The organism is Kibdelosporangium aridum (assembly GCF_900176515.1).
Classification (GTDB): domain Bacteria; phylum Actinomycetota; class Actinomycetes; order Mycobacteriales; family Pseudonocardiaceae; genus Kibdelosporangium; species Kibdelosporangium aridum.
Genome location: NZ_FWXV01000002.1, coordinates 753,345 through 772,189 on the forward strand (window position 1 = coordinate 753,345; position 18,845 = coordinate 772,189).

An 18,845-nucleotide genomic window follows, 5' to 3' on the forward strand; every position below is an offset into this window, starting at 1 on the left:
GCACCGTTACCGGACCGCACTCGCCAGCGCCGGCAGCCAAGCGCGAGTGCGGTTCCTGGTGCGGACCACGAACGTGCCGAACGCGATCGCCCCGAATGCGGCGGCCCACCCGAGGCTGAGCAGGATCGGACTGACCGGAGCAGTGTCCGTGAAGCCCGCTGCCAGGCATGTCTGCATCGCCCCATAGCCAGGCAACAGCGTGACCACACCGGCATCGGACGCCGGGTTGGTGATCGGGTTCTGCAGCACGTTGTCGATCACGGTGATCAGGATGATGATGAACATGCCCTCGAGTTCTCCGGGCAGGAACAGGGCGAAGAACAACCCGATCGCACCGTAGACGACTCCGGTGAGGAACATCCCGGTCCACAGCAGCACCGGCTGCTGGATCGACCAGTACCAGGCGATCCAGGCGGTGGCGTAACCACCGACGATCACGGCGGCCACGAGCAACGTGGTGAGTTTCGCCAGCACCAGCGCGAGCCTGGAGTAGCCCGCGCCGGCCAGGCGCCGGTCGAAAGCGCCCGCCCGGTGCGCCGAAGCGAACATCGCGAATCCGACAAGCAGGGACACCGCGTTGAGCGCGCAGCTGATCGTGGTCGCCTGCTGACCGGCGGCCTGGATCGGCGTTCCCGTCGTGCGCAATCGGAAGGTCAGTACTTCTCGGGTTATCACGAAGTACGCGAGCGAGATCGCGATCGGGATGAGAAACACCAGCACCAGCGCGGCGAGCTGATTGCGGGCCAGCTCCACCAGCGAGTACCGGGTGGCGACGCGATAGGCGTTCACACGCGGCTCCTTGTGGTTTCCAACAGCCCGTCGCGCAACCGGTACAGCGTGTCCAGCCGTTCGGCGTCATAGGCGAGGTGTGAAATCACCACGACGGTCTTGCCCGCGGTGCGCAACGCGGCGGCGATGTCCCAGAACCGGAGATAGGTGTCCCAGTCGAAACCCTGGTACGGCTCGTCGAGCAGGACGACAGACGGATCGTGCATCAGGGCGAGGACCAGGTTGAGCTTCTGCTGGGTGCCGCCACTGAGGTGCTTGACCCTGGTTGCCCGGTAATCCTGGAAGCCGAGTTGCTCGATCAGCTCACCGGCACGGTCCAACGTGGACAATTTGTGGGCCACCTGGAAGTAGCGCAGGTGCTGTTCGACGGTCAGCTCCGGATTGAGCACCGGTTGCTGAGGGCAGTATCCGGGCGTTCCGGTCAGCCGTACTGAACCGTCGTCCGGCGCGAGTTCACCACACAGGATCCGCAGCAACGTCGTCTTGCCCGCGCCGTTCTCGCCGACGATGCCGACGAGTTCACCCGGTTGCGCGCCGAAATCCAGTCCTTTCAGGACTTTCCTCGGCCCGTATGCCTTATGGATGCCGGTCACCTGCAACATCAGCGCGTCTCCTTCCGGGTGCCGCCGAAGCGTCGCTGACGAGAGGCGTAGGTGCTGATGGCCCGACGCAGGTGCGAGTCGTCGAAGTCAGGCCAGAGCACGTCGTCGAAGACCATCTCGGCGTAGGCCACGTGCCACGGCAGGAAGTTGCTCGTCCGCTGCTCGCCGGAGGTCCTGATCAACAGGTCCACATCGGGCAGGTCCGGTGCGTGGAGGTACCGGGCGAACCCGGATTCGTCGACGGCTGCCGGGTCGATCCGGCCCGCGACGGCGTCGGCAGCCAACGTGGCCGCGGCCTTGACGATCTCGTCGCGGCCGCCGTAGTCCAGGCAGACGGTGAGCGTCAGCCGGGTGTTGGCCGTGGTCAACTGCTCGGCGTGTTCGATCTTTTCCCGCAACAACACGGGAATTCTGTCGCGCCGGCCGCACCATCGGATACGTACGCCGTCTTTGTGCACCCGTTGGGTCAGCCGCGACACCGCGTCGGCCAGCAGGTCGAACAGCGAAGCCACCTCATCGCGGGGCCGTGACCAGTTCTCGGTCGAGAAGGCGTACACCGTCAGGTACTGGATGCCGTACCGCATCGCGTTCTTCAGCAACTGGTCCAGCGCGGCCTCCCCGGCGGCGTGGCCGTCGACTGCCGACTTGCCGCGAGCGGCAGCCCACCGCCGGTTGCCATCCATGATCACGGCGACGTGCCGGGGTACGGCCGTCTTCGGTATCCGGCGGAACCGGTCGACCAGGCCGGACCGGCGCCGTCGGCGCGGTTGCGGGATCTCGACGTCCAGCAACGAGTCGGGCAGCGGTACCTGGAGCTGCTCGACGAACAGCTGGGATTTCCGGCGTGCGATCTCGTCGAACCACAGTCCGAGACCTCGCACCATCGCGGAGATGAACGGCTGGCTCGAGGGGTGCAGCATCGCGACGATGTCTTCGCCCTCGGCCAGCAGGCCACGGGCCCGCCGGACCTCGAAGCCGATCAGGGCATCGTGTGCCCGGGATCGACCGCCGACCAGGTCGTCCACGGTGAGCCCGAATCGGTCGAGGTCGCATCGTGGCAGGTAGCACCGGCCGCGCGGCAGGTCGGCAGCCAGGTCGCTGAGGTTGTCGGCCATCTGGAACGCCTCGCCCAGCACGGACATCGACTCCGCCGCGCCCGCGTCGAGGGGTTCCAGCAGCGGCGTGGTCAGCTCGGCCACCGTCCCGGAAACACCGCGCAGAAACCCGCGCAACTCGGCGAAGGTCGCGAAGCGGGTCGGTTGACTGCTGTCCTTCTCGCACGCGGCCAGGAATTCGTCGATCAGCCGGACGTCCAGGTCCCAAGTGGACACGGTGTGCACGAAGGCTCGTCGCAACGAATGCCCGCTGCGCTTGTCCCGCAGTTCCGCCATGGTTTCCGCGCGCCACCGCGCGATGGCTTGTGGGCGCTGTGCCGCTTCGCCTTCGTCCGCAAGGCGATCGCTCCACGCGGTAAACGCGAACAACGCGTGCAAGTACGGACGCTTCTGGGCGGTCAGCAACTCGATCGCGAGATACGACGGGCGGTGCGCTCGTGCGTGTACTCGCTTGCAGGCCTCGAACGACTGGAGCAGAGCTCGCGGTGCTCGCTCCAGGTCCACAGTCGATCACACTCCGAATCTGAATCGGTACTCTTCGCTTACGATATTAGGACGGACGGCGCAGCGCTAATGGACCGTATAGACGTACTCGTGGTCGGCTCAGGTTTCGGTGGCAGCGTCGCTGCGTTGCGTCTGGCCGAGAAGGGCTACCGGGTCACCGTCCTGGAAGCGGGCAGACGCTTCGCTGACACCGACTTGGCTTCCGGGCCGTGGCAGTTGCACCGCGTGCTTTGGGCACCGCGGATCGGGATGCGCGGGATCATCCGCGTCCGGGTGCGACGGCGTCTGATCGTGCTGACCGGCATCGGTGTCGGCGGCGGATCCCTGGCTTACGCGGGCGTGCATTACCGACCAGATCCTGAGGTGTTCCAGGCGGCGGGGTGGGATCGGTCCGTGGACTGGTCGTCCGAATTGGACCCGTGGTTCGCCCGCGCGGAGCAGATGCTCGGCACCACGACGGTTCCCGATCTCAGCCCCGGCGATCAGGCGTTGCGGCGCACCGCGAACGCGCTCGGCGCCGTCGAGACGTTCCACCCCACGCGTGTCGGCATCGACTTCAGTAGCTGCACGCTCTGCGGACATTGCACCACCGGTTGTCGGACGGGTGCGAAGAACACGTTGGCCAAGAACTACCTGCGTCTCGCCGGACAAGTGGGTGCCCGGGTCCATCCCCTCGCGGAGGTGACGAAGCTGCGTCCCCGGTCGGACGGCTGGGATGTGTACACCCGCGATCGGGTGTGGCACGCGAAACACGTCGTATTGGCCGCAGGTGCTTGGGGCACGACCGAACTACTGCGCCGCTCGGCACTTCCCGGCCTGTCTCCGGCACTGGGCACCCGTATGTGCACCAACGGGGAACGGCTGTATGTCACCCGCGCCAAGGTGGGCGATGGTGTCGCCATCTCCTCAGCCTTCCGCCCGGACGCCGCGACCACTGTTCAGCTGTGTCGAATCGGACCAGGGCAAATCGCGTTCCTCAACGCGATGGCCCGCGACGACCATCTCGTCAGCCACTACGGTCGCGTGACCGTGAAGTTCATGGAGCAGATCGGCAGCCGTGCATGGGCAGCGCTGCCAGTCACCGGCCACCCGCTCGGCGGCTGTCCTCTGGGTACCAACCCGGCCACCAGCGTTGCGGATCTCCGTCACCGCGTGCACGGTTATCCGACGCTGCACATCGCCGACGGTTCGACGATTCCCCATAACCTCGGCGTCAATCCCGCGCTGACCATCACCGCCATGGCCGAACGAGCCTTCGCCATGTGGGAGGACGCTTGATGATCCACCCGCTGTTCACCCGGATCGGCCGCACCCGCGTATTCGGCCTGCTCGCACCGCACGTGCTGCCACGACTCGACCTCATGACGCACCGGCTCACTGGCGGGCGGTGGATGCCCAGCCGCTGGGCGTTGCCATCCGTACTGCTGACGACAACCGGCCACCGCACAGGCATCGCACGCACGACACCGTTGTGCGCGTACCAGTACGAAGATGGCAGCTGGCTCATCGCGGCCACGAACTTCGGTCGTCCGCGCCATCCCTCGTGGAGCACCAACTTGTTGCACCACCCGCAGGCCGTCATCACCGCCGACGGCCGCGCTCACCACGTCGCCGCAACGCTGCTCTCCCGCGATCAGATCGCAGCGCACCGGCCACAGATCCTGCGCATCCTCCCGGTCTTCGACCACTACGCCGCCCGCGCGGGCCGTGACATCCGTGTTTTCCACCTGGCCTGAACAGCAAAAAGGGCCACCCCGTGCGCGGGGTGGCCCTTTTGGTGTTGCGGGTGCGGCTCAGGCCGCGGTGATCACTTGAGGGTGATCTTGGCGCCAACGGCCTCGAGCTTCTCCTTGGCGGCGTCGGCGGCCTCCTTGGCGACCTTCTCCAGAACCGGCTTCGGGGCGCTCTCGACCAGCTCCTTGGCCTCCTTCAGGCCCAGGCCGGAGACGACCTCGCGGACGACCTTGATGACCTGGATCTTCTTGTCACCGGCCGACTCGAGGATGACGTCGAACTCGTCCTGCTCCTCGGCAGCCTCGGGGGCGGCACCGCCGCCACCACCCTGGACGACCTGCTGCACCGGGGCAGCCGCGGTGACCTCGAAGGTGGTCTCGAACTCCTTGACGAAGGCCGACAGCTCGAGCAGCGTCATCTCCTTGAACGCGTCGAGCAGCTCTTCGGTGCTGAGCTTCGCCATGATGGCGGCTCCTTTCTTCTAGCTAAGCGGGTGGGGGTGAACTTCAGCTCTCGGCGGGAGCTTCCGCTGCTGCCTTCTTCTCCTGCAGCGCGGCGGCCAGGCGAGCGACCTGCGAGGCCGGGGCGTTGAACAGCCCGGCGGCCTTGGCGAGGTTGCCCTTCATCGCGCCCGCCAGCTTGGCGAGCAGCACCTCACGGCTCTCGAGGTCAGCAATCCTGTTGACCTCGTCGACCGAGAGCGGGCGGCCCTCCATGTAGCCGCCCTTGATGACCAGACCCTTGTTGTCCTTCGCGAAGTCACGAAGAGCCTTGGCTGCGTCGACGGGCTCGCCGTCGACGAACGTGATGGCCGTCGGGCCCTCGAAGAGAGCGTCGAGGCCCTCAACTCCGGCGTCCTTGGCGGCCAGCTTGACCAGGGTGTTCTTCGCGACGCGGTAAGACGCGTCTTTGCCGAGAGCGCGACGCAGCGTGGTGAGCTGCGACACGGAGAGGCCGCTGTACTGCGTGACGACGGCGGCCGAGCTCGTACGGAACTTGTCCGCGATCTCGGCGACTGCGGCCACCTTGTCCGGCTTCGCCATGTTCGCCTCCTCTCTGGGCTACGACCGCTTGTCCCAGGCCCGGAGAAGACGAAACGCCCGGCGCGCAGGCACGGGCGTAAGAAAGAAGCGCAAAACTTCTTCGAAGCTCGTTCCTCCTGCGCGGGCCACCCTTGCGGGATCTTCATCTTCACGGGGGAAGAGACCAGCGGTCTTCGGTAGAACGGCGACAACGATACGGGACACAACGCTGCCGCTCCAAATCGCCCCCGGCATGATGGTGACGTGGCCGACAACGAGCGCCCCAACCACCCGGCACCCTTCGACCCGGAACAGCAGAAGCAGTTCGAACAGTTCCAGCAGTACCAGCAGTTCCTGAAGTTCCAGGAGATGCAGGGACAAGGTCAGCTGCCGCCTGCCGCCACACCGGCGCCGCCGAAGAAGCCGCTGCCCGGCTGGGTCAAGTTCCTGTTCAGCAAGACCTTCCGGCGGTTGTTGTTGCTCGCTGTCGTGATCGCCGCGGTCGCGTGGGGATGCTCGTACCTGCGTGACGTGTTCAACGTCGCTCCGCAGGACGACGGCCTCGGCGTGCAGGGCGGCGCCGGGCCCGGCGCGAAACAGTCCCCGGGTATGCCCAACGAGGTGATGAGCACCTTGTACCGGAGCATCGCCGCTGGTGAGGCCACGTTCGCTTGCTCGTCGTTCAGTCCGACGGGGGCCGCGGCGTTCGCCGCGAGTTTCGGGGCCGCGGACTGCCCGGCCGCGGTCGCCAAGTTGAAGCCCGACGTGGCGCCGCTGACCAGGAACCCGCGGATCGAAATCCCCCAGGGGGCGACTTCGATCCGCGTCAGCTCGTGCTCCCTGTTCGTCAAACCGGGCACCACGTCCTTGGGCGTCTTCGTCTTCACGCCCTTCGAACGGGCCTGGATCATCTCCGGCCACGAGACCGAGACCTGCACGACACCAAGCCCGACGACCACCACTTCGCGCTAGTACCGCAGTCCTAGGCCAGACGGATATCGCGCGCTGACCGTGACCGGGAGCTTGCCTCCCGGCTGTGCCCCGAATACGACCCTGGCCAGCGCCTTCATCACGGTCCCGTTCGCGGGTGGCAGCGGGCCCCAGACCTGGGTCTGAGCGTAGGCAGCGAGAGCAGCACCCAGGTCGGGGTAGGAGTTGACGTCGTACGGCACCCCCAAAGACACCGCGGCAACGCGTTTGCCTGCAGCTTTGAGCGCGTGGACGAGCTTGACCTGGCCTTCGGGCAGGGTAGGTCCACGGGAGTACGTCGCCACCAGAACCTGGTCCTCAACCCGGCGGACAGCTTCGGCGATCTCCGCGTCGGTCGGGTTTTCGCTGGATGCCTGCCACCAGTTCGCACCCATTGCCTGCGCCAACGGTTCGACGTCCATCACGCCCGCGACCAGCGTCCTCGCCTGGGAGTTGAACGGCAGCGCCTTGGATCGGTTGTCCAGCAACGTGATCGAGGCCTGCGCGATCGGATCGGGGTCGACCCGCGTGGACAGTCCTTGGCCTCGGTACTGGCACTTCAGTTTCAGGACACGAGCCGCCGACTGGTCGATGCGCTCCTGCGTCAGGCCGGCCTGCAGTGCGTCCCGGATCGCGACGTGATCACTGTGCAGTCCGGTGGAAAGCACCACGTCAGCGCCCGCTTTGAGGGCACGGACCGATGCGTCCGCGATGCCCCAGCGCTCCTTGATGGCGCCCATCTGGATGGAATCGGTGATCACGACACCGTCGAACCCCATCTCCGACCGCAGAATGCCGGTGATCACCCTGCTGGACAGCGTCGACGGCAGATCCGGGTCCACCGCCCGCAGCACGACGTGCGCCGTCATGATCATCGGCGCACCGGCCGCGATCGCCGCCCGGAACGGCGGGAAGTGCACGCGGTCCATCGTGGCCCGGTCGGCGTCCACAGTGGGCAGTTCCCAGTGCGGATCCGCGTTCACACCACCGTGTCCGGGGAAGTGCTTCACGGCCGGCACCACTCCGGCCGAGCGGTACGCCAGGACCTGGGCGGTGACCATCCGGGAGATCAGACCTGGGTCTTCGCCGTACGACCGCACTCCGAAGGGGAACTGCGGATTGCTGTTGACGTCCGCCAACGGCGCCAGGTTCAGCCCCACCCCGGCTTGTTTCAACTCGGTCGCTGTCCCCAGGGCGGCGGCAGCCGCTTTGGCCGGGTCGCGGGTCGCGCCGAGCCCCATCGGCCGGGGGTACGCCGTCGTCCCGCCGATTCCCTGGATCGCGCCGTGCTCGAAGTCGCCGCCGACCAGCACGTCCTTGCCCTGGCGCCGGGTGAATTCGGCGGCACTGCGCACATCGGGCATGTCCGGCAAGCTCACCAGACCCGCATGCACTTCATGGGCACGGCTGACGTCGCCGCCGACCATGATCAGCTGGCCGAGCCGCTCGTCCGGGGTGAGCTGCTCGATCGTTCGACAGGCCGTCGAAGCCGCGGCGGGCACCGGGACCGCGACTGCTAGCAGGAGGGGAAGAATCCATTTCATAGACCGAGAATCCGGTGCTTTTCCGGCGTTTTCGTCGGCCTTCAGACCGAAGCGCGTACATCTCAAGTCGTATGCGCGAGCACCACCAACTGCACCCGGTCTCGGACGCCGAGCTTGCCGAGGATCCGGCTGACGTGCGTTTTCACCGTCGCCGGGCTGAGGAACAACTCGCGGGCGATCTCCTCGTTGGACAGCCCGGCCACAACCCGGTCCATCACTTCACGCTCCCGCTCAGTCAACGCGTCGAAGGTCTTCCTCATCGGACGGACTCGGTGCGCGAACTCACCAATCAGACGCGCGGTCACGCGTGGCGAGAGCATCGCGTCGCCCCGCGCGACCACCCGCACGCCGTGAATCAGCTCCAGCGGATCGCTGTCCTTCAACAGGAAGCCGCTGGCGCCAAGCCTGAGCGCCTCGTAGACGTACTCGTCGAGGTCGAACGTCGTCAGCACAACGACTTTGCTGCCGCGGCACATCGGGTCTGCCAGGATCCGCCGGGTCGCAGCGAGGCCGTCCATGCCGGGCATCTTGACGTCCATCAGCACCACATCCGGCCGCAATTCGGCAGTCAGACGCAACGCTTGAGCGCCGTCGCCCGCCTCGCCGACCACGTCGATGTCGTCCTCGCCGTCGAGAATCGCCCGCAGACCGCCCCGGACCAAGGCCTGATCGTCGACGAGAACCACCCTGATCACAACGGAATCCTTGCCTCGACCCGAAATCCGCTTTCGCCGGACGTGGTCAACTGGCCCCCGAGCGCGGCCACACGTTCCCGCATTCCGGTCAAGCCATTGCCCGGCAACGCATCGCCGCCCTTGCCGTTGTCACGAACCTGGACGGTCACCCGGTCACGACGGCATTCGAGATGGACCGCGACCTTGGTCGCCTCGGCATGGCGCACGACGTTGGTCAACGCTTCCTGCACCACCCGGTACGCCGCCTGGTCCACCTCGGCGGGCAACTCGGTTCGCCCACGGATCCGTTTGCTGACAACAAGGCCGTCGGTTCGGACGCGATCGATCAGCTCATCCAGCTGGCGAATGCTCGGTGCCCGCAATGTGCCCAGCGCGCTGCGAACCTCGTCGAGAGCATCCCGGCTAGCCTGCCTGATAATTATCAAAGCATCATTCGCGCGTTGTGGCCTGAGCAATGCGGCGCCAGCTTGCACGTTGACGACGGACATGTGATGCACGAGCACGTCGTGCAGCTCGCGCGAGATCCGCAACCGCTCAGCGTCTACGGCTCGTTGCCTGGCTTGGCGCAGATAAGCCCGCCGGATCCGCACGATCTCACCTATCGCGATCACCGCCGTGAGCGTCGGCAGGACCTGCGGCAGGTCTTCAAAGGACCACGCCGGAACCGTGACCACCACGGCCGCCACGACCGCCGCACCGATGGCCAACGCCCTGTGCCCTTGGACCGTGGCGAGAAACAGCGCGATGACAAAGGGAATCGGCTCGGGCCCAGGCCAGAACCCCAAGTAGTGGTAGGCCTGCATGGCCGCGAGCGTCGCGGCGAGCGCGATCAGATATCTCCCCACGACTTCACGGTAGAGCGCGGCCTCAGGGGTGTCTTCCGGGAGAAACCCCCGGAATCAAAGGTCAGTCTTCCGCGGTCAAGTCACCGGGCATGACCGTGGCGATGAGGCCCGCGACGAACTGGGGCACTTCCTCGGGCGCGAGTACCAGCCGTGGCTCATCGCGGTCCGGGCCCTGGAAGATCTCGATCGACCGCACACCAGGGTCATCCGCCGAATCAGCGACGCCGATGATCGTCCAATTCTTGTGGCGTGTGTTGGCGAAATGGCTGAATGCCGACTCTGGACTGGTCACCGTTTTCCTCCCCTCTTCAACGTATAGCGGACTGGGGGACTTGCGGCAAGCCCCAGCTCGTACCGCACAATTGCCGACCTAATGCCAGGACCTGGGGAAATGGAGATCCATAGTGCGTGTGTTGTTGACGACGACGGGATCGCGCGGGGATGTCGAACCGGTGGTCGGGCTCGCGGTGGCATTGCGGGAACTCGGCGCGGAGGTGCGGGTGTGCGCGCCACCGGATGAGGATTTCGTAAATCTGCTGGCACGGGTCGGCGTGCCGCTGGTGCCGCTGGGCCGGACGGTGCGCTCGGTGGTCGGCGGTTCGAAGCCGCCGACTGCGCAGGACGCGCTCCAGTTCGCTTCCGAGCTGGTCGCCGCCCGGTTCGACACGCTCGGTGCGGCGGCGGCCGAGGGGTGTGACGTGCTGCTGGCGACCGGTTTGATGCCAGCCGGTGCACGTGATGTGGCCGAGAAACTGGGCATCCGCTATGTGTTCGCGTGCCTCCAGCTCTACGGGCTGCTGTCGGAGGAGAGTTCGCAGCGGGCGAATGGCTTGTACCGCGAGGCACTCAACAGCCATCGAGCGGCAATCGGCTTTCCGCCGGTGGACAACGTCCGCGATTACGTCTTCACCGACCGGCCGTGGCTGGCGGCGGATCCGACGCTGTGTCCGTTGCAGGGCATCACGGACGTCAATGTCGTGCAGACCGGGGCGTGGATCCTGCCTGACACCCGTCCGCTCCCCGACGGGTTGGAGGCGTTTCTGGAAGCTGACGCGCCACCGGTGTACGTGGGCTTCGGCAGCATGGCCTCGTACGTCCCGAAGGACATCGCCCAGGTGGCCATCGATGCAGTCCGCGCACAGGGCCGCAGGGTCCTGCTCGCCCGTGGCTGGGCTGAGCTGGCCCCGATCGACGACGCCAACGACTGTTTCGTCGTCGGCGAGGTCAACCAACAAGCATTGTTCCGCCGGGTGGCCGCCGTCGTGCACCACGGCGGCGCGGGCACCACCACGACGGCAGCCCGCGCGGGTGCTGCCCAGGTGGTGGTCCCCCAGATCGCGGACCAGCCGCAGTGGGCCGCCCGGGTGGCTGAGCTGGGCATCGGTGTGGCGCACGCGGGCTCGATTCCGACCGTGGACTCCTTGTCCGCCGCGCTCACCACGGCACTTTCCCCGGAGATCCAAGCGCAAGCCAGCACCGTGGCCGGAACGATCCGGGCCGACGGAGCGATGGTGGCCGCGAAACTGCTCCTCGACGAGGCCGGCTAGATCCCCGGCTCAATGCCGTACAGCCGCCGTGATCACTGCTTGGACCGTCTCGGTGATCCGATCTACGGCTTCATCAGAATCTGGGCCTCCTACTTCAAGCCACGTCATGGTCGCCTCGACGGTCACCGTCAGCGCGAGCTGCGCGGCCCACCTGGCCCAGAGCTTGTCGGGGATGACCTCGACCATCCGCTGCTGAAGGGTCTCGATCAGCTCGGTACGCAGCTCGTCGATGTCCGCACGGAACTCCGCTTCCCTTGCGGCTTGGTGGAACAGCAACCGGAACTCCGCGGTTTCCTTGGCAGCCCACATCACCAAAGCGCCCACAGTGGACTCGGTGAGCTCGTCACCCGTCGCCGCGGCAAGGCGTTCACCAGCACGGACACAGGCCGCACGGTACAAGTCCGCTTTGGACTCGAAGTGCCGGTACAGGATCATCCGGCTGATCCCGGCCGCATCGGCGATGTCGTCCAGGCCGGTCGCCGCGTAGCCACGGTCTGCGAAAACCGTTGTGGCACAGGCAAGAACCTGTTCGCGCCGCTCCGCCCTCGGCAGCTTCACCGCAGTTGCACCTCCATGTATACGAAGAGTGTATACGGATATGTAACATCACTGCCCGAAAAGAAAGGCGGACCCAGGACCGGGTCCGCCTTTCGGTTGCCTCTGTGGCCGCTCAGACTGCGGCGGCCTCGTCGGCGAGCAGGTTACGGGTACGAGCCGGGTCCACCGGGATACCGGGGCCCATCGTCGTGGTGAAGGTGACCTTCTTCAGGTACTTGCCCTTGGCCGACGACGGCTTGGCCCGCAGGATCTCGTCCAGCGCGGCCGCGTAGTTCTCGACCAGCTTCTCGTTGTCGAACGAGGTCTTGCCGATCACCAGGTGCAGGTTGGCCTGCTTGTCGACGCGGAAGTTGATCTTTCCGCCCTTGATGTCGGCGACGGCCTTGGCCACAGCGGGCGTGACGGTGCCGGTCTTCGGGTTCGGCATCAGGCCACGCGGGCCGAGGATCCGGGCGATCCGGCCGACCTTGGCCATCTGGTCCGGGGTGGCGATCGCGGCGTCGAAGTCGAGCCAGCCACCCTGGATGCGCTCGATCAGGTCCTCGGCGCCGACCGCGTCGGCTCCGGCGGCCTCGGCCTCGGCGGCCTTGTCGCCGGTGGCGAACACGATGACCCGGGCGGTCTTACCGGTTCCGTGCGGCAGGTTCACGGTGCCGCGGACCATCTGGTCGGCCTTGCGGGGGTCGACGCCCAGCCGGATCGCGACCTCGACGGTCGCGTCCATCTTCACCTTGGAGGTCTCCTTGGCGAGCTTGGCGGCCTCGAGCGGCGAGTACAGCCGCTCCTTGTCCACCAGCTCGCTGGCCTGACGATAGGCCTTGCTGCGCTTTGCCATCTGTTGTTCCTCACTAACAGTTGTGGTCGCGGGCCGCGCGAGGCCCTCCCACATGTCTTGCGAAAAGTTCTTGTTCGACCGTGGACTTATTCGACCGTGATGCCCATGCTGCGGGCGGTACCCGCGATGATCTTGGCCGCTTGGTCGATGTCGTTGGCGTTGAGGTCGGCCTGCTTCTGCTGGGCGATCTCCTTCACCTGGTCCCAGGTCACCTTGGCGACCTTGGTCCGGTGCGGCTCGCCGCTGCCCTTGTCCACACCGGCGGCCTTCAGCAGCAGCTTCGCGGCCGGCGGGGTCTTGAGCTTGAAGTCGAACGAGCGGTCTTCGTACACGGAGATCTCGACCGGCACCACGGTGCCACGCTGCGACTCGGTCGCGGCGTTGTAGGCCTTGCAGAACTCCATGATGTTGACGCCGTGCTGGCCGAGCGCCGGGCCGACCGGCGGTGCCGGGTTGGCCTGGCCGGCCGTGATCTGCAGCTTGATGATCGCTGCAAGCTTCTTCTTCTTGGGTGGCATTCTCGTATTCCTGTTTCCTGCGTGGGTCCGCGCGGCGAACCTGCCGTGCCGCCGCGTGGCCGGCCGGCCTTACACAGGCCGGTCAGATCTTGGAGACCTGGCTGAACGACAGCTCGACCGGGGTCTCCCGACCGAAGATCGACACCAGGACCTTGAGCTTCTGCGCGTCCGCGTTGACCTCGTTGATGGTCGCGGGAAGCGTGGCGAACGGGCCGTCCATAACTGTAACCGACTCGCCGACCTCGAAATCGACCTCGACGGTGGGCTTCGCCGCGGCGGCCGCGGGCTTGCCTGCGGCCGGCTTGGTCTGCTCGACCTGCGGCAGCAGGAACTTCGCCACCTCGTCGATGGTCAGCGGGGACGGCTTGGAGGTCGCGCCGACGAACCCGGTGACACCCGGGGTGTTGCGGACCGCGCTCCACGACGGGTCGTTGAGGTCCATCCGGACCAGGATGTAGCCGGGCAGCACCTTGCGCTGCACCTGCTTGCGCTGGCCGTTCTTGATCTCGGTGACCTCTTCGGTCGGCACCTCGACCTGGAAGATGTAGTCCTCCATGTCGAGGGTCTGGATCCGGGTCTCGAGGTTGGTCTTGACCTTGTTCTCGTAGCCCGCGTAGGAGTGGATCACGTACCACTCGCCCGGCGCGCGGCGCAGTGCCTCACGCAGCTCGGCGACCGGGTCCTCGTCCTCGGAGACCGCCTCTTCGACGGCAGCGGCCGGCTCTTCGGCAGCGTCGACGTCCTCGTCGGTCTCCGCCTGGTCGAGGAGCTCCTCGTCCTGAGTGGCGACGACCTCGTCGTCGGCCGGACTGGTCAGCCCCTGGCCGCCAGCGGCGCCGTTCTCGGAGGTCACTGTGATCTCGCTTCCTATCTCTACATCTCGCGTGCGGCTTGCTTACCCGAAGATGGCTTGCACGCCCCTGCCGATGCCCAGGTCGAGCCCGGCGATGATGGCCACCATCACGGCGAGGAAGACCAGGACGACCGCGGTGTAGGTGATCATCTGCTTGCGCGTCGGCCAGATGACCTTGCGCAGCTCGGCGACCACCTCTTTGAGGAACCGGAAAAGCCGCGCGAACATGCCGACGCGCTTTTCCTTGCCGTCGCGCGACGGGGTGGCGCGGCCCTTCTTGCCCTCGGCCTCGGTCTCCGCCGCGGGCTTGCCCTTCGGCTTGGCCTTGGCGGCCGGAGCGGCGTCCTTGCGCGCGGCGGGACGCGCCGACGCACGGCGCTCGCGCCGCGCAGCGGCGGTGACCGGACGGGACTGAGGCTTCTGGTCCTCTTCCCGATCCTTGCCCGGCTCCTCGCTCACGCCAGTTCCTCCGCTCGCCAGCCTTGTCCTTGCTTTGCAGGGGCGACAGGACTTGAACCTGCAACCTGCGGTTTTGGAGACCGCTGCTCTGCCAATTGAGCTACGCCCCTGTGTTCATCCTCCGGGTGGCCTTCGAACCACTCGAAGGACGAGGTTCACTGTCCCCACTCTGTCAGGTCTGACCGCGTGGGGCAAAGTGACTTTCGTTCCGAGTTCGAAAGTGTACGGCAAGGCCCGAGCGGCCATGAAATCGCGGTCACCCCAAGGGCCGTCCACCTGGCGGATCTGCGACGATGCAGCCATGTCAGCACGCGTTTCGGCCAGGATCGGCGGCATCAGCGAATCGGCGACCCTCGCGGTCGACGCCAAGGCGAAGGCGCTCAAGGCGGCGGGCCGTCCGGTGATCGGGTTCGGCGCGGGCGAGCCGGACTTCCCGACGCCCGAGCCGATCGTGCAGGCGGCCATCGAGGCCGCCGCTGACCCGCGCAACCACCGCTACACGCCCGCCGCGGGCCTGCCGGAACTGCGTGAGGCCATCGCTGCCAAGACCAAGCGCGACAGCGGCTACGACGTGGATGCGAGCCAGGTGATCGTCACCAACGGCGGCAAGCACGCGGTCTACCAGACCTGCGCGACCCTGCTCGACCCCGGCGACGAGGTGATCTTGCCCGCGCCGTACTGGACCACGTACCCGGAGGCGATCGCGCTGGCCGGCGGCGTGGCCGTGCCGGTGGTGACCGACGAGACCCAGGACTACCTGGTCACGGTCGAGCAGCTGGAAGCGGCTCGCACGCCGCGGACCAAGGCGCTGATGTTCGTCTCGCCGTCCAACCCGACCGGCGCGGTGTACCCGCGTGAGCAGGTCGAGGCGATCGGCCGCTGGGCGGTCGACAACGGCATCTGGGTGATCACCGACGAGATCTACGAGCACCTGGTCTACGACGGCGCCACGGCCGAGTCCATGCCGGTCGTCGTGCCGGAGCTGGCCGACACGTGCGTGGTCATCAACGGCGTCGCCAAGACGTACGCGATGACCGGCTGGCGGGTCGGCTGGATGATCAGCCCCAAGGACGTCACGAAGGCCGCGGCCAACCTGCAGTCCCATCTGTCGTCGAACGTGGCGAACGTGTCCCAGCGGGCCGCCCTGGCGGCCGTTTCGGGCCCACTGGACGCCGTGCGGGAGATGCACGAGGCGTTCGACCGGCGGCGCCGGACGATCGTGGACATGCTCTCGGCGATCCCTGGCGTCGAGGTACCGACGCCGAAGGGCGCGTTCTACGTGTACCCGTCGGTGAAGGCCTTGCTGGGCAAGGAGATCCGCGGGGTGCGGGCCGAGTCCAGCAGTGAACTCGCCGCGTTGATCCTCGAGCACGCCGAGGTCGCCGTGGTGCCTGGTGAGGCGTTCGGCACCCCCGGCTACTTCCGGCTGTCGTACGCGCTGGGCGACGCGGACCTCGCGACCGGCCTGACCCGGATGGGCGACCTGCTGCGCGAAGCCAAGTAGCTCAGCGGAGATCGGCGAGGGCTCGCAGGACCTTGCCGATCTCCTCTGGTGTGTTCAGGATCGACGTCCCGATCCGCAGGTGCTGGGTGGCGTACGGCGCCACGGTGATCTGAATTCCCTTGGCGCCCAGGCGTTTCACGACTTCGTCTGGTGGCAGCCGGTCGAAGTCGAAGCACGCGACTCCTGCCGACACCGCGGGATCCGCGGGCGTGCGCATGGTCACACCAGGGATCTTCGCCAGCCCGTCCTTGACCTGCGTTTGCAGCTCGGTGATCCGCGCGGTCACCTGCCCGCGTCCCAACCGCTGGTGGAAGTTCACGGCCTCAGGCAGCGCGAACAAGTGCTCATACGCGACAAATCCGCCGGGACCGAGGTTGGAAGTCGGTGTCCGCGGGTCGAACGACGGCACAGTCGGGACGAAATGCTGGATGGCGTCCGGTTTCACCCAGATGATCCCGGTGCCACGCGGCCCGAACAGCCACTTGTGCGTTCCGGCAACGAAAACGTCCACGCCGGTCAGTGCGGGGTCGTCGTTGACCGCCGCCAGGCCGTGCACGCCGTCAACGACCAGCAGACAGCGGTCCTGCTCCGCCCTGCCACGGTTGGCCTCGGCCACCACGGCCGCGAGTTCGCGAAGGGGCGTACGTACACCGGTACTCGACTGCACCCAGGTCACGCCGACCGCGCGGGTCCGGGGCGTGATGTCGGATCGCAGCCGGGCGGCCATCTCGTCCACTGTGGTCTTGGCGGAGTCGGCGAACATACTGACGGTTCGCAGCTGTGCACCGGCACGGTCCGCGGCCAGCTGCGCGGACTGCCGCATCGAGTAGTGATCCTGTTCGTGCACAACGATTTCCTGGCCCGCACGCAGCCGCAGGCCGGCGAACACGATGCCGAGACCGGTCGTGGTGTTCGGCACGAACGCGATGTCGCCGCCCTTGCCGCCGATGTAGCCCGCGATCGAGTCAGCGACCTCGTCGGTCCTGGTGCCGTGCACGGCTTCGAATGAGTTCTCGTCCAGCGATCGGCTGAGGTACTCGATCCGGGCGCGCACCGGACGCGGGTGCGAGGCCAGGTAGAAGTGGGCGAAGTTGATCAGTTTCGGATCGGTGCGGAACTGGCTGCGCACAGCCTCCCAGCCGGAAGCCGATGCGGACGAGCCAGTGACTGCCAGGCTGCCGGCCACAAGACCGGTGCCGAGCAACAGCTGACGTCGGTTCATAACCCCCGAGTCAAGCGCATCCGAGCCGAAAAGTCCGGTTCGAGATGCTCACGGGGTGATGCTGACTGGCCTGCTCACGGCAGGCGGAGAACCGCCTGTGCCTTGCCGAGCACGGTCTTGCCCTCGAACTTGGCGGTGATGTCGACCCGGAGCGTGCCGTCGTCGTTGACCGCACCGACTTTGCCGGTGAGCTCGACAGTGGCGCCCTTGTCGTCGTTGGGCACCACGACGGGACGGGTGAACCGGACGTAGTAGTCGAGGATCTTGCCGGGATCGCCGGTCCAGTCGGTGATCACGCGACCGGCGAAGGCCATGGTGAGCATGCCGTGTGCGATCACGTCCGGCAGGCCGACTTCCTTGGCGAACGGCTCGTTCCAGTGGATGGGGTTGAAGTCGAGCGCCGCACCGGCGTACCGGACCAGGTCCTTGCGGGTGACCTGCACGGTGAGCGGCGGGAGTTCGTCGCCGACGGCGGTCATGCGGGCACCTCCTCCGGCTTCACAGCCTCGCGCACCACAAGCTGGGCCCGGGTGACCACGACGATCTGGTCGCTGGCGTCCCAGATGTCGGCGCGCAGGTTGATGAAGTCGTTGCCCGCGCGGTACATGATGTCGTCGATGTGCACGACGGCACGCAGCTGGTCGCCGGCGTGCACCTGACGGGTGTAGGTGAAGCGCTGGTCGCCGTGCACCATCCGGCCGTAGTCCAGACCCAGCTCCGGATCGGTGATCACGATGTTGATCGCGGCCAGGTTGATGATCGTCAGGAAGGTCGGCGGGGCGACGACATCCGGATACCCGGCGGCCTGTGCGGCAGCCGGGTCGGTGTGCAGCGGGTTGTCGTCCCCGATCGCCTCTGCGAACTCCCGGATCTTGGCCCGGCTCACCTCGTAGACGGGTGACGCCGGATAAGTACGCCCGATGTAGGAGGTATCGAGAGCCATGAGGGACTAGCTCAGCGAGTTTCCTTGTGCGCGCGGTGGGTGCCGCAGTTCGGGCAGAACTTCTTCAGCTCGATGCGGTCCGGGTCGTTGCGCCGGTTCTTCTTGGTGATGTAGTTGCGGTGCTTGCACACCTCGCACGCGAGCGTGATCTTCGGTCGCACGTCAGTGGCAGCCACAGCAGTACCTTCCTAAGTAAAACGAGGGTCCCCCAGCCGCCTGGGGGTCCAGGGGGCTTGCCCCCTGGGCGGGGTCTGGGGGCAGCGCCCCCAGTGTAATGCGGAGCAATGTCGGCTCGCGCTTTCCGCGAGCAGACCACTGCCAATTGCGTAGCGGTGGCCGGACTTGAACCGGCGACACAACGATTATGAGCCGTTTGCTCTACCACCTGAGCTACACCGCCACATGGATCAAGCCGCGATGCCTTTGGTGGACATCACGGCTAGGCCCACAGAGCCCCAATACGGAATCGAACCGTAGACCTTCTCCTTACCATGGAGACGCTCTACCGACTGAGCTATTGGGGCGTGCTCTAGGAGCGAGGTGAACTCTACACAACCCTCGCCACGGATTAAAAACCGGGGGCCCCT

23 protein-coding genes and 3 tRNA genes are annotated in these 18,845 nt (G+C 66.6%); 5 read left to right on the top strand and 21 right to left on the bottom strand.

From position 1 onward, the window contains the following. Positions 1 to 6: 6 nt before the first annotated feature. The 3 genes from B9C43_RS13020 to uppS are packed head-to-tail and all read right to left on the bottom strand — an operon-like array spanning position 7 to position 3,010. Entirely contained in the window at positions 7 to 789 is a 783-nt protein-coding gene (locus B9C43_RS13020) for a hypothetical protein (RefSeq protein ID WP_033384288.1), read from the bottom strand. Further along, on the bottom strand, positions 786 to 1,391 hold the full coding sequence (locus tag B9C43_RS13025; protein ID WP_033384290.1) for an ABC transporter ATP-binding protein: 606 nt from the start codon (positions 1,389 to 1,391) through the stop codon (positions 786 to 788). Before B9C43_RS13025 ends, B9C43_RS13020 begins: the two co-directional genes overlap by 4 nt. Continuing rightward, entirely contained in the window at positions 1,391 to 3,010 is a 1,620-nt protein-coding gene (uppS, locus tag B9C43_RS58445; protein WP_084426402.1) for a polyprenyl diphosphate synthase, read from the bottom strand. The genes B9C43_RS13025 and uppS overlap by 1 nt, the downstream gene beginning before the upstream one ends. A 69-nt stretch (positions 3,011 to 3,079) precedes the next feature. On the opposite strand from uppS, the gene B9C43_RS13035 reads away from it, so the two are divergent. Together B9C43_RS13035 and B9C43_RS13040 are read left to right on the top strand one after the other, a co-directional pair. Further along, positions 3,080 to 4,288 (top strand): FAD-dependent oxidoreductase, encoded by a 1,209-nt coding sequence (locus B9C43_RS13035; RefSeq protein WP_084426404.1) that lies wholly within the window; start codon positions 3,080 to 3,082, stop codon positions 4,286 to 4,288. After that, positions 4,288 to 4,746 carry a nitroreductase/quinone reductase family protein gene (locus B9C43_RS13040; RefSeq protein WP_084426406.1) on the top strand — a complete coding sequence of 153 codons (459 nt, stop codon included), beginning with the start codon at positions 4,288 to 4,290 and terminating at the stop codon, positions 4,744 to 4,746. Before B9C43_RS13035 ends, B9C43_RS13040 begins: the two co-directional genes overlap by 1 nt. A gap of 71 nt (positions 4,747 to 4,817) precedes the next feature. Here B9C43_RS13040 and rplL read toward each other — a convergent pair whose 3' ends face one another. Further along, on the bottom strand, positions 4,818 to 5,207 hold the full coding sequence (gene rplL, locus B9C43_RS13045; RefSeq protein WP_084426408.1) for a 50S ribosomal protein L7/L12: 390 nt from the start codon (positions 5,205 to 5,207) through the stop codon (positions 4,818 to 4,820). 43 nt (positions 5,208 to 5,250) lie between these two features. Beyond that, positions 5,251 to 5,787: a 50S ribosomal protein L10 gene (gene rplJ, locus B9C43_RS13050; RefSeq protein ID WP_033384306.1), complete on the bottom strand. Its 537-nt coding sequence runs from the start codon at positions 5,785 to 5,787 to the stop codon at positions 5,251 to 5,253. A gap of 243 nt (positions 5,788 to 6,030) precedes the next feature. Between rplJ and B9C43_RS13055 the strand changes: the two genes are divergently transcribed. Then, a complete protein-coding gene (locus tag B9C43_RS13055) occupies positions 6,031 to 6,738 on the top strand; it encodes a hypothetical protein (protein WP_084426410.1) in 708 nt (235 codons plus the stop codon). On the opposite strand, the gene B9C43_RS13060 is transcribed toward B9C43_RS13055, so the two are convergent. From B9C43_RS13060 to B9C43_RS13075, 4 genes are all read right to left on the bottom strand, one after another. Beyond that, on the bottom strand, positions 6,735 to 8,279 hold the full coding sequence (locus tag B9C43_RS13060) for a glycoside hydrolase family 3 protein (protein WP_084426412.1): 1,545 nt from the start codon (positions 8,277 to 8,279) through the stop codon (positions 6,735 to 6,737). The genes B9C43_RS13055 and B9C43_RS13060 overlap by 4 nt on opposite strands. Before the next feature lie 62 nt (positions 8,280 to 8,341). Further along, positions 8,342 to 8,974 carry a response regulator gene (locus B9C43_RS13065; protein WP_033384309.1) on the bottom strand — a complete coding sequence of 211 codons (633 nt, stop codon included), beginning with the start codon at positions 8,972 to 8,974 and terminating at the stop codon, positions 8,342 to 8,344. Next, positions 8,971 to 9,819: a sensor histidine kinase gene (locus B9C43_RS13070; protein WP_084426414.1), complete on the bottom strand. Its 849-nt coding sequence runs from the start codon at positions 9,817 to 9,819 to the stop codon at positions 8,971 to 8,973. Before B9C43_RS13070 ends, B9C43_RS13065 begins: the two co-directional genes overlap by 4 nt. 61 nt (positions 9,820 to 9,880) lie before the next feature. After that, the gene (locus B9C43_RS13075; protein WP_084426416.1) at positions 9,881 to 10,111 is read right to left on the bottom strand and encodes a hypothetical protein; all 231 of its coding nucleotides are present in this window, start codon (positions 10,109 to 10,111) and stop codon (positions 9,881 to 9,883) included. A gap of 112 nt (positions 10,112 to 10,223) precedes the next feature. Here B9C43_RS13075 and B9C43_RS13080 point away from each other — a divergent pair, with 112 nt between their 5' ends. After that, positions 10,224 to 11,366 carry a glycosyltransferase gene (locus tag B9C43_RS13080; protein ID WP_084426418.1) on the top strand — a complete coding sequence of 381 codons (1,143 nt, stop codon included), beginning with the start codon at positions 10,224 to 10,226 and terminating at the stop codon, positions 11,364 to 11,366. 9 nt (positions 11,367 to 11,375) lie between these two features. Here the strand turns inward: B9C43_RS13080 and B9C43_RS13085 are convergent, their stop codons facing one another. The 6 genes from B9C43_RS13085 to B9C43_RS13110 form a co-directional block, all read right to left on the bottom strand. After that, positions 11,376 to 11,924 carry a TetR/AcrR family transcriptional regulator gene (locus B9C43_RS13085; protein ID WP_235038583.1) on the bottom strand — a complete coding sequence of 183 codons (549 nt, stop codon included), beginning with the start codon at positions 11,922 to 11,924 and terminating at the stop codon, positions 11,376 to 11,378. 112 nt (positions 11,925 to 12,036) lie between these two features. Further along, positions 12,037 to 12,759 carry a 50S ribosomal protein L1 gene (rplA, locus tag B9C43_RS13090; RefSeq protein WP_033384321.1) on the bottom strand — a complete coding sequence of 241 codons (723 nt, stop codon included), beginning with the start codon at positions 12,757 to 12,759 and terminating at the stop codon, positions 12,037 to 12,039. Positions 12,760 to 12,845: 86 nt separating this feature from the next. Further along, entirely contained in the window at positions 12,846 to 13,277 is a 432-nt protein-coding gene (gene rplK, locus B9C43_RS13095; RefSeq protein ID WP_033384323.1) for a 50S ribosomal protein L11, read from the bottom strand. 82 nt (positions 13,278 to 13,359) lie between these two features. After that, on the bottom strand, positions 13,360 to 14,130 hold the full coding sequence (gene nusG, locus B9C43_RS13100) for a transcription termination/antitermination protein NusG (protein ID WP_033384325.1): 771 nt from the start codon (positions 14,128 to 14,130) through the stop codon (positions 13,360 to 13,362). Positions 14,131 to 14,172: 42 nt separating this feature from the next. After that, positions 14,173 to 14,589: a preprotein translocase subunit SecE gene (gene secE / locus B9C43_RS13105; protein ID WP_051895779.1), complete on the bottom strand. Its 417-nt coding sequence runs from the start codon at positions 14,587 to 14,589 to the stop codon at positions 14,173 to 14,175. 37 nt (positions 14,590 to 14,626) lie between these two features. Next, positions 14,627 to 14,699, bottom strand: a tRNA-Trp gene (locus B9C43_RS13110). A gap of 191 nt (positions 14,700 to 14,890) precedes the next feature. Here B9C43_RS13110 and B9C43_RS13115 point away from each other — a divergent pair. After that, entirely contained in the window at positions 14,891 to 16,093 is a 1,203-nt protein-coding gene (locus B9C43_RS13115; RefSeq protein WP_084426421.1) for a pyridoxal phosphate-dependent aminotransferase, read from the top strand. Between the two features lies 1 nt (position 16,094). Here B9C43_RS13115 and B9C43_RS13120 read toward each other — a convergent pair whose 3' ends face one another. The 6 genes from B9C43_RS13120 to B9C43_RS13145 form a co-directional block, all read right to left on the bottom strand. Beyond that, on the bottom strand, positions 16,095 to 17,315 hold the full coding sequence (locus B9C43_RS13120; RefSeq protein WP_084426423.1) for an aminotransferase class V-fold PLP-dependent enzyme: 1,221 nt from the start codon (positions 17,313 to 17,315) through the stop codon (positions 16,095 to 16,097). A 74-nt stretch (positions 17,316 to 17,389) separates the two neighbouring features. Then, a complete protein-coding gene (locus tag B9C43_RS13125; RefSeq protein WP_084426425.1) occupies positions 17,390 to 17,794 on the bottom strand; it encodes a MaoC family dehydratase in 405 nt (134 codons plus the stop codon). Beyond that, the gene (locus tag B9C43_RS13130; RefSeq protein WP_084426427.1) at positions 17,791 to 18,258 is read right to left on the bottom strand and encodes an FAS1-like dehydratase domain-containing protein; all 468 of its coding nucleotides are present in this window, start codon (positions 18,256 to 18,258) and stop codon (positions 17,791 to 17,793) included. The genes B9C43_RS13125 and B9C43_RS13130 overlap by 4 nt, the downstream gene beginning before the upstream one ends. Before the next feature lie 11 nt (positions 18,259 to 18,269). Then, the gene (rpmG, locus tag B9C43_RS13135; RefSeq protein WP_033384328.1) at positions 18,270 to 18,434 is read right to left on the bottom strand and encodes a 50S ribosomal protein L33; all 165 of its coding nucleotides are present in this window, start codon (positions 18,432 to 18,434) and stop codon (positions 18,270 to 18,272) included. Between the two features lie 151 nt (positions 18,435 to 18,585). Continuing rightward, positions 18,586 to 18,658 (bottom strand) — tRNA-Met (locus B9C43_RS13140). 51 nt (positions 18,659 to 18,709) lie between these two features. Beyond that, a tRNA-Thr gene (locus tag B9C43_RS13145) sits at positions 18,710 to 18,782 on the bottom strand. Positions 18,783 to 18,845 lie beyond the last annotated feature (63 nt).